The following is an 8256-nucleotide window of genomic DNA, read 5'->3' as shown; positions in this document are numbered from 1 at the left end:
CAAATCTTGCTTCACCCTGACGCTTATTTAAAGTGTCCATGTAAACCGCGTTGGCGTAGTTAGCACGGGACATGTTAATAACGGTCTTACCGGCATCAGAAGTCTCGCTTGACTTAACAGCCACCAGCTTATAATTGGTAGCATCGGTATTAGGTGTATCGGAAGCTGCGGCAGTTTCGATTCCAGCATTTTCAGGTGCGGCTTTTGCCGTCATAGCCTTAGCAGCCAAATTCTGAGTATCGATGTTTTCATCTCCGCTTCCAGTGGTGGTTGAACCGGGCTCACCGTCACTACTAAAGAAGGTATCAACCGTTGTATCACCCGGTTTACCAGCGGTAAGTTCAGAGCCGTTATAAGCCGTATTCTCCGTGCTGGTGTCATAGTCATCGGTATCTATCTCATACTCAACGTTATTGACACCGTTATCCCAGGTGATGGCACGGAAATTGGCACTTGAACCTGCTCCCAATGTGGCAAAGCGCAAGCCGGTATGACCATTGGCATACATATCTGCGACCGTTACCGCGTCTTTCACGTTTACCATATACTCGCCTTGAGCGTTCTTGATATACAGCATGTCGCTGACATTACGGTTCCCGTCAAGGCTCATATTAAAGACCGCATTGCCTTTAAGTTCATATACGGTTAAAGCGTGGGCATTGGTATTTCTATCAGTATTAGCGGTAATCAAATCAATTCTCGGAGAAGTTGCTGAAATTGCACTGTCCGATGCTTCAATTCTGGTTATCCAGCTCTGACCGGTTACGTTCCAGCGCGAGCCTTCTCCCATGGCAAGATTCACCACACCGCCTTTATAAATGTTGCTGCTAAATGCCGGGTCGGAAAATGATTCTTCTGTAGAATGACCTTCATCGCCTACATATCCGGCATCACCGTAATCATCGACGCGACCCGTTAAAACACCGTTCTTGCCTAAATCAACATTCAAGATACCGTTATTACCGGCAAGAAGATTGCCGTGAATGTTAATTCCGGCATCAGCATCATCGGTATGGATGTTAATTAATCCTTCATAGGCGGACAGGATATCGCCTTCGATATTATAGGAAGTATTATCATTTGAGTTTTTGTCAGTTAACCATCCTGCGGAAATGTTGGAATAATTAATGTCAACCTTGGCCCTCTCTCCTTCCGCTATATATCTTGAGACTTGTTTTTTATCCAAATTGACGCCGGTACCTGCGGCAACTGCCACATCCAAACTGGTAGGAGTTTCATCATATCTATCAGTCTTTATTTGTACATTACCGTTAATGGTAATCTCTGAACCGATTCTTTCTCCCGAATAATCATCAGCATATCCATTATAGGCCCAGACAGTTCTTTCTAAAGTATTTATATCAGTATTAACCGCATAGGTACCGATACCATTGACCTCACCGTTAAGCTCTATCTTAGCACCCTGCTCGGCATAAAGAGCGGAAACAACTGATTTACCAGCAAATGCTTCTTCTGTATTCAAATCGCCTAAAGTTGTTCCTTGGGCATATGAAGCAACATAGTTGGTATCAGCTGTAAGAGTTATAGAAGATTTTTTTCCTTCTGAATAAATTGAGCCTGAAATCATATTACTTCTACCTGCAGTTAAAGAAACTGCAGAGCCATAACTCTCTGAATTACCACAGTAGTTATAAATTGCCCAACCAGTTCCGAACCCGCCATTATCTACATTTCCGGCACCGATATTATTATTGCCATTATCAGCAACTAAAGTAACTTCTGTCTTGGCATCACCAATAGCATAATCCGTTACCTGTGCACGTATACCCATGGTCGATCCGTATACGGAATTTGTCATAGTGCTATGTAATGAAACTATAGTAGCATTATCTATATTAGTCCACTCATCCGCATAATGATAAGCAAATATACCATAGCCATTATTAATGTTCGAATATGAGCTTACCGAAATGTTATTTGCAGTAAACTCCGTAGTTGAAAATTCCGCATAAACACCTCTACTATAACTATTATCAGCTGAGGCATAAATAGATATATTCTCGTCTGCGTGAATTGTTAGTGTATTACTACCTTTACTAGCAATATTATTTTCGTAATATGTGTTATAAACGCCAAAAGAGCTAGAATAAGAATCTAATACTGCTTTTCCTTGAGCTAAAATGTTAACATTTTTAGCTGAGACTTCAGTAGTAGCCTGCAATATCTCATTTTGATTATCAGAAAATAGAGCAGCAAATAAGCCATCACCATATCTATTGTTTCCACTATTTACTAAGATTAGATTGATATCTTCTGATGACAATAATTTTGAATTTGTTCCTGAAGTAGAAAAAGCATAAACCTCATTACCTCCATTACCAACGGCTGTAGCAAAAATACCGCTATCTGCTTCTATAGTTGAAGAGCTTAAACCTGAAATACTAATTGCTTTAGCTACCTCACCTTCAGCATAAACACCTAAAGTTTGATTTAAATCAATAGAATTTACTGCATTAGGATCACTTGTTTGTGTGTTTATTTCAATACCTCTTGCACTATTCTCTGCAATAGCGGCAATAATTAAATTATCAGCATCTATATTTACAGTTCCACCATCTGAAAATATGCCATAACTTTTAATTGCTTTATCATTTTGTGTGGAATATGCCCAAATATTAATATCTTTTGCAGCAGATAGCGTTAATTTAGAATTAGTGTTAAGCGAAACACCTGTCGTATTATTAGCACTAATGGCATTAATATTAACACTTCCATTTTTACTGGTTAATATCACCTCAGAATCTTTATATAAATATATACCATTAACATTATTATTTAGGCTTAATGTTTTTATATTAATATCATTATTATTGCTAAGCAGATCTATCTTTCCTCCATTCTTTACATAGATTCCGCTTATTATCGCAGAGTAACTTAATGTGTTATTCCCTAACTGATTTACATCTAAATTTATTCCATTTTGGGCATCAATATCTACACTTAAATCTTTGTCTAATTTAATACTATCTGCACTGATACCAATAACATTATCATCATTCATTCCACCATTTAAAGATATATTCATATTAAGAGTATCAGTATCAATGTCAATGTATGAATTCTGTGAATAAATACCATTAACATCACCGTTGTTAGCAGTTACATTAAAAGTTGTTTCATCTTGTGAAATTATTGTTTTTTCTGCACCGTCAGAAACAAAAATACCGGAAGCACCTGTTTCCGCGCCTAAAATGTTAAAAGCATTTGCTTGTGCATCAAATTTAACTTTCGTATTTTCTCCGTTTGCATATACGCCATACTTTGTAGCACTTATTTTGTTCTCATTTCCTGCAGTTAAAGTCACACTTCCGCTATTTACATTAATACCTTTTTCCCCAATTTCACCTTTAAATTCAATTCCAGCATCATTTGCAACAGTTTCTTCAAAACCTATGATATTATCATTAACTGCTGAAATATTAATTGTTGGTCCTTCACCTTCTGAGGCTTCCGTCCAAATCCCGTTAACCCTACCGCTTATATAATTGTTATTTTCTGCGTCAGCTTCAAAAGAACCATCACAATCTTCACTTGCATGAATACCGCTTTCTTCTACACCAACAAAAACATTGTTAAAACCTGCATAAGGTCCATCTTCGCCTACTTCCGCTAATAAGGAAATATCTTGATTGATATCCTCTGAATCTACTCTTGAAGTAACAGAAATCTTACCTGAACAACCTAATAAAACCGCCTCTTTCTGACCTAAAATAAAATTTCCACCGTTGCTAGCACTCAGAGTTAATTTTGCTTCTTCATTTTTACTGCTATTATTAAGACCGGCATCTCCAGCATAAACTATGTTACTTTTAGCAGTAAGTTCTATTTGTCCGCCGTTTGCCTTTTCATCTATGCGCAAACCATCACCTTCACCATCTTTGGTATCAGGACCAGAGCCTCCTTTAATAATATTGGAACCGGCTTCAGCACTAAGTTTTACTATTGCTGCTCCATAATTATCTACACCATTATTACCTGCAATAATTTTATTATTGCCTGTCTGTGAAGTTAATGTGATATTTCCTTTAGAATCTTTGGCAAGTAAAATGCCATCTCCTCGCTCAGAAGTTGCGTTAATTTCGATATTTTGATTTGCATTTAATATTATTGAGCCCTTATTTTCACTTGTAACATTAATACCGTCACCGTGATCTTCTGAATTATCTCCTTTTACATCAATAGTTAAGTTACCGTCAGCGCTTAAATTAATCTCTTTTTCTTCATCAAGTTTAGAAATAATTCCGTGTGCTTGTTCTCCAGCCTCTAATGCGAAGTCGCCGTTATAACCTTTCTCGCTATCACCTTTTACATGTATTTCTATTGAGGAATTTTCGCCTTCGATTGCTGGTTCTTTTTGATCTTCTGGAGAAATTTTTAAATTGCCATATATTTCATTATTTGAATTTAAGCCATAATCACTTAATTGATCTGTACTTGTAACTTTGTTATCTACAACGATAGGAGATTCTAATTCTGCCGCATGGGAAAGAGAAGAAACACCTGCAAGAACTGCAGTTAAGAAGGAACTTAAGGCTACGCCTTTACAAAAGCGCTTTACTCCCCCCCCCCGCGAGGGTTTCTTTAATGTAGCAATTGGCTAATACTGCTTTATATGCGCTTATAAGCATGCGCATTGCGCTGTCAGTCTGACGCATTGTCTTTTACCTCAATAAATTTTCTCTATGTTGAGGCGTATTATAATTAAATTTGCGTAGTGAAAATATACGTAACAGCTAAAAAATCAGGCATTGCGCAAAAATTTTTTAACGCAAATTCAGCACTTACTATCTACTTTTTAAACCCCACAAGATTCATCCTGCAAAATCCGTTTAAATTTCAAACTACTATTTTTTATAAAAAACGGATCATTGCCTTCCGGCTCAATTTCTTAAGCCACATTTTTAATCGCTTTTTTTTCGTTTCCAAAAAGTTTTAAAAATTTTTTAATTTAGTCCCACATTCTAAGTCTTTGCAAAGTATTCAAAAATATTATTTGCTATACTGATTTGATGAGATTTGTTTCCTCCGTGCGAGAGTGAAACTCTATGTAAAATCAGATAAAAATAAGGAATAAGCTATGGATCCCATGTATGCAGCACTAATTTTCATCGTCGGCTTTCTCGTAGGAGGTCTTATCTGCGTTTTAGCTTTCTCGAAGTTTTCAAACAAAGCTTCTTTGCTTGATGATTTGACCAAAACTAAAAGAGAACTTGCGCGCGTGAAAAGAACCGTTTCCGACTACTTCACCACTGCCGATAACTTCTACTGCGAAATGGATAAAAAGTACCAAACCTACATCAAATTCATGCAGGAAAGCGCAAAGAAAATTTGCCCTGAGAATCCCGGACTTTTTGACATTTCAGCAAAGAAAGAAGCAGAGGCCAAGCAGACAGTAGCAGCTGCAAGCGTATCCACTACCGCAAACCTGCCGGCTGAAGTAAAGGAAGAAGAAACTGAAGCTAAAAAGGATGCGGACAATATAGCTACGCCAAAGGATTTCGTCGTAGAAGATTCTGCTGAAAATAAAGAAAAGGAATCTTCTCCGCGCATATAACGATATTTAAAAACAGCGCTTAACAGTTGCGGTCAGACCGCTATAAAAAGGAGAGATCATGATATTAAATAAGATCCGTGTTTCAGCAATAGCTTTAGCCGTTGCCACTTCCTGCATTTTTTCTGCAAATGTGTATGCAGCAGAGGCAAACCCATTATTGGCCGCTGCCGCTGAAGGACAAACCCCGTCCTTAGCGCCCATGCTTAAAAACGTTATTCCCGCTGTTGTTAATATTTCAGTTAAAGGTAAAAAAGATGTTTCGCCGATGTTCAACATCCCTAAAGAATTCCGGTTCATGTTCCCGGATCTTGATCGCGGCACTCGCCAACGTGAGTTTCAAGCTTTAGGCTCAGGCGTAATCATTGACAGCAAAAAAGGTTATGTGGTTACCAATCACCATGTTATTGAAGATGCCGATGAAATCCGCATCGCATTAAGTGACGGGCGTGAGTTTGATGCCAAGAAAATAGGCTCCGATCCTCATACCGATCTTGCACTGCTGCAGCTTAAGAAGTTTGACAATCTTACCGCATTAAAACTTGCCGACTCAGATGAGCTTGAAGTAGGCGACTTTGCAATTGCTATCGGAAATCCTTTCGGTTTAGGCCAAACCGTAACTTCAGGCATCGTTTCAGCCTTAGGCAGAACCGGCCTTAATATCGAAAATATCGAGAACTTTATTCAAACCGACGCTGCCATTAATTCCGGCAACTCAGGCGGTGCGCTGGTTAATTTAAAAGGCGAACTTATCGGTATTAATACTGCTATTTTAGGACCTAACGGCGGCAATATCGGTATCGGATTTTCCATTCCGTCCAATATGGTTAAAACCGTAGTAGATCAAATCCAAAAATACGGCGAAGTAAGACGCGGACAGTTAGGCGTAACGGGAACCGAACTTACCTCGGAACTTGCCAAGAATTTCGGCTATGATCATAATGGAGGCGCTTTCGTCAACGAAGTGCTAAAGGGCGGTGCAGCAGATAAAGCCGGTGTAAAATCAGGGGATATCATTACCTCTGTCAACGGCAAGCGCATATCCTCTTTTGGCGAGTTACGTGCCAAAATAGCTACAATCGGAGCCGGCAATAAAGTCACCCTGGGAATCTTCCGCGACGGAAAGACTATGGAACTTACTGTAACTCTTGCCGACGTACAGGAAATGCAGTCTGATGAAGTATCATCTCTTTCCGAATCATTAAATGGTGCAACCTTAGCTAATGCCGATGAAGGCGGCGTTGAAGTGCAAAGCGTGGATCCGCGCTCACCTGCTGCCGCTCTTGGCTTAAAGAAAGGTGACATAATCACCGGCGTTAACCGTGACGAAGTAAAAGATATCGCTTCACTTAAAAAGAGCCTTAGCTCAGCCAAAGGAAATATCAGTGCACTTCGTATTTCACGAGACGATTCAGTTATCTACATAACAATTCGCTAAAATGAAATGATAAAGGCCGGGCTTTTACCGGCCTTTTTATTGAATATGCAAAAGAAAACTTTACTTTTTACATTACTTCCTATCGCCGCCGGCATCATAGTTGGAGTCGGAGTATTATTTTTTAATCCTGATGCAGGCAAAAATCTCGGTTCTTTTCTGTACTCCTCAAGCAAAGATCCTCAAAGTTATGCCTACGCCGTAGCCAGAGCAGCTCCAGGCGTTGTTAATATTTACGTTTCAACCCTTAATCAAAACTACTCATCTGAAGCCAAAAACCCAGGCACTATTACAAATAGCGCCTCTGGGGTCATTATGTCTTCTGACGGCTATATCGTCACTAACTATCATGTAATACCGTCAAGCAATGAACCTAATAAAGCAGTTTGGGCACAAACCCGTGACGGTAAGGTATATCAGGCTTTTATCATCGGATACGACCGCAGAACGGATATCGCGGTACTCAAAATCGACGCGCAAAATCTTACGCCGGTTCCTCGTGACGAAGATCTTCATGTTAATGTCGGCGATGTTGTGCTTACCATAGGTAATCCTAATAACTTAGGCCAAACCGTAACCCATGGCATAGTCTCCGCCACCGCCCGTTCCGGATCGGGACTTTTAACGCGCGATCAGATGAATATACGTGAAGGCCTACAGGATCTAATTCAAACTGATGCTCCGATTAATCAGGGCAACTCAGGCGGAGCATTAGTTAACACCAACGGTACGCTTGTCGGCATAAATACCGCATCATTTAATAATTACCGCTACGGGACTTACGGCATCGGTTTTGCCGTTCCTACCGAACTTACTGTACTGGTCATGAACGAGATCATCAAACACGGCCGCGTCATTCGCGGATATTTAGGGATTTCAGATGACGGCACCACTGCACTTCCTGACAGCAATTATGTAGGAGTTAAAGTCGGATATATAGATCCTTACGGAGCCGCTGCAAATTCTGATATTAAGATCGGAGACATCATTATCAAGGTTGATGACAAGCAAATCACGAATTTAAGATCGCTTATTGATATCATCTCCGGCAATACTCCGGGAACTACACTTAAATTTACAATTTTGCGTGAAGGAAAAACGTTTGATATTCCGATCACACTGATTGAAGACAGAACAGGTCTTGAAGATTAATAACAAAATTCTACGGGTCTGACTAAAGAGCGATGCTCGTACAGCAAAGCAACAATTCTGCTATTATCAAAAAAGATCAGCGGCTAAAACCCCGTCC

4 protein-coding genes are annotated in these 8256 nt (G+C 39.6%); 3 read left to right on the top strand and 1 reads right to left on the bottom strand.

The annotated features are described in order from the left end of the window. Nucleotides 1-3880 (bottom strand): beta strand repeat-containing protein (locus HMPREF9444_RS04690; RefSeq protein ID WP_040909240.1); only part of this gene is annotated, 3880 nt, incomplete at its 3' end. A gap of 1218 nt (nt 3881-5098) precedes the next feature. Between HMPREF9444_RS04690 and HMPREF9444_RS04680 the strand changes: the two genes are divergently transcribed. Genes HMPREF9444_RS04680 through HMPREF9444_RS04670 form a run of 3 tightly spaced genes read left to right on the top strand, consistent with a single transcriptional unit; the run spans nt 5099 to nt 8159 of the window. After that, complete coding sequence (locus HMPREF9444_RS04680; RefSeq protein ID WP_009143222.1) at nt 5099-5575, top strand: ZapG family protein; 477 nt, start codon at nt 5099-5101, stop codon at nt 5573-5575. Between the two features lie 58 nt (nt 5576-5633). Continuing rightward, nucleotides 5634-7010, top strand: a complete 1377-nt coding sequence (locus HMPREF9444_RS04675; RefSeq protein ID WP_040909239.1) for a DegQ family serine endoprotease — start codon at nt 5634-5636, stop codon at nt 7008-7010. Between the two features lie 45 nt (nt 7011-7055). After that, nucleotides 7056-8159, top strand: a complete 1104-nt coding sequence (locus HMPREF9444_RS04670; RefSeq protein ID WP_040909241.1) for a trypsin-like peptidase domain-containing protein — start codon at nt 7056-7058, stop codon at nt 8157-8159. Nucleotides 8160-8256: the final 97 nt, after the last annotated feature.

The sequence above is a fragment of the Succinatimonas hippei YIT 12066 genome (assembly GCF_000188195.1).
Taxonomy (GTDB): Bacteria; Pseudomonadota; Gammaproteobacteria; order Enterobacterales; family Succinivibrionaceae; genus Succinatimonas; species Succinatimonas hippei.
Note: the sequence above shows the minus strand (reverse complement) of the source record. Positions and strands in the feature narration are given on the sequence as shown.

Coding starts and splice junctions, on each gene's coding strand:
- HMPREF9444_RS04680 (WP_009143222.1), top strand. CDS start 5,099: ATGGATCCCATGTATGCAGCACTAATTTTCATCGTCGGCTTTCTCGTA.
- HMPREF9444_RS04670 (WP_040909241.1), top strand. CDS start 7,056: ATGCAAAAGAAAACTTTACTTTTTACATTACTTCCTATCGCCGCCGGC.
- HMPREF9444_RS04675 (WP_040909239.1), top strand. CDS start 5,634: ATGATATTAAATAAGATCCGTGTTTCAGCAATAGCTTTAGCCGTTGCC.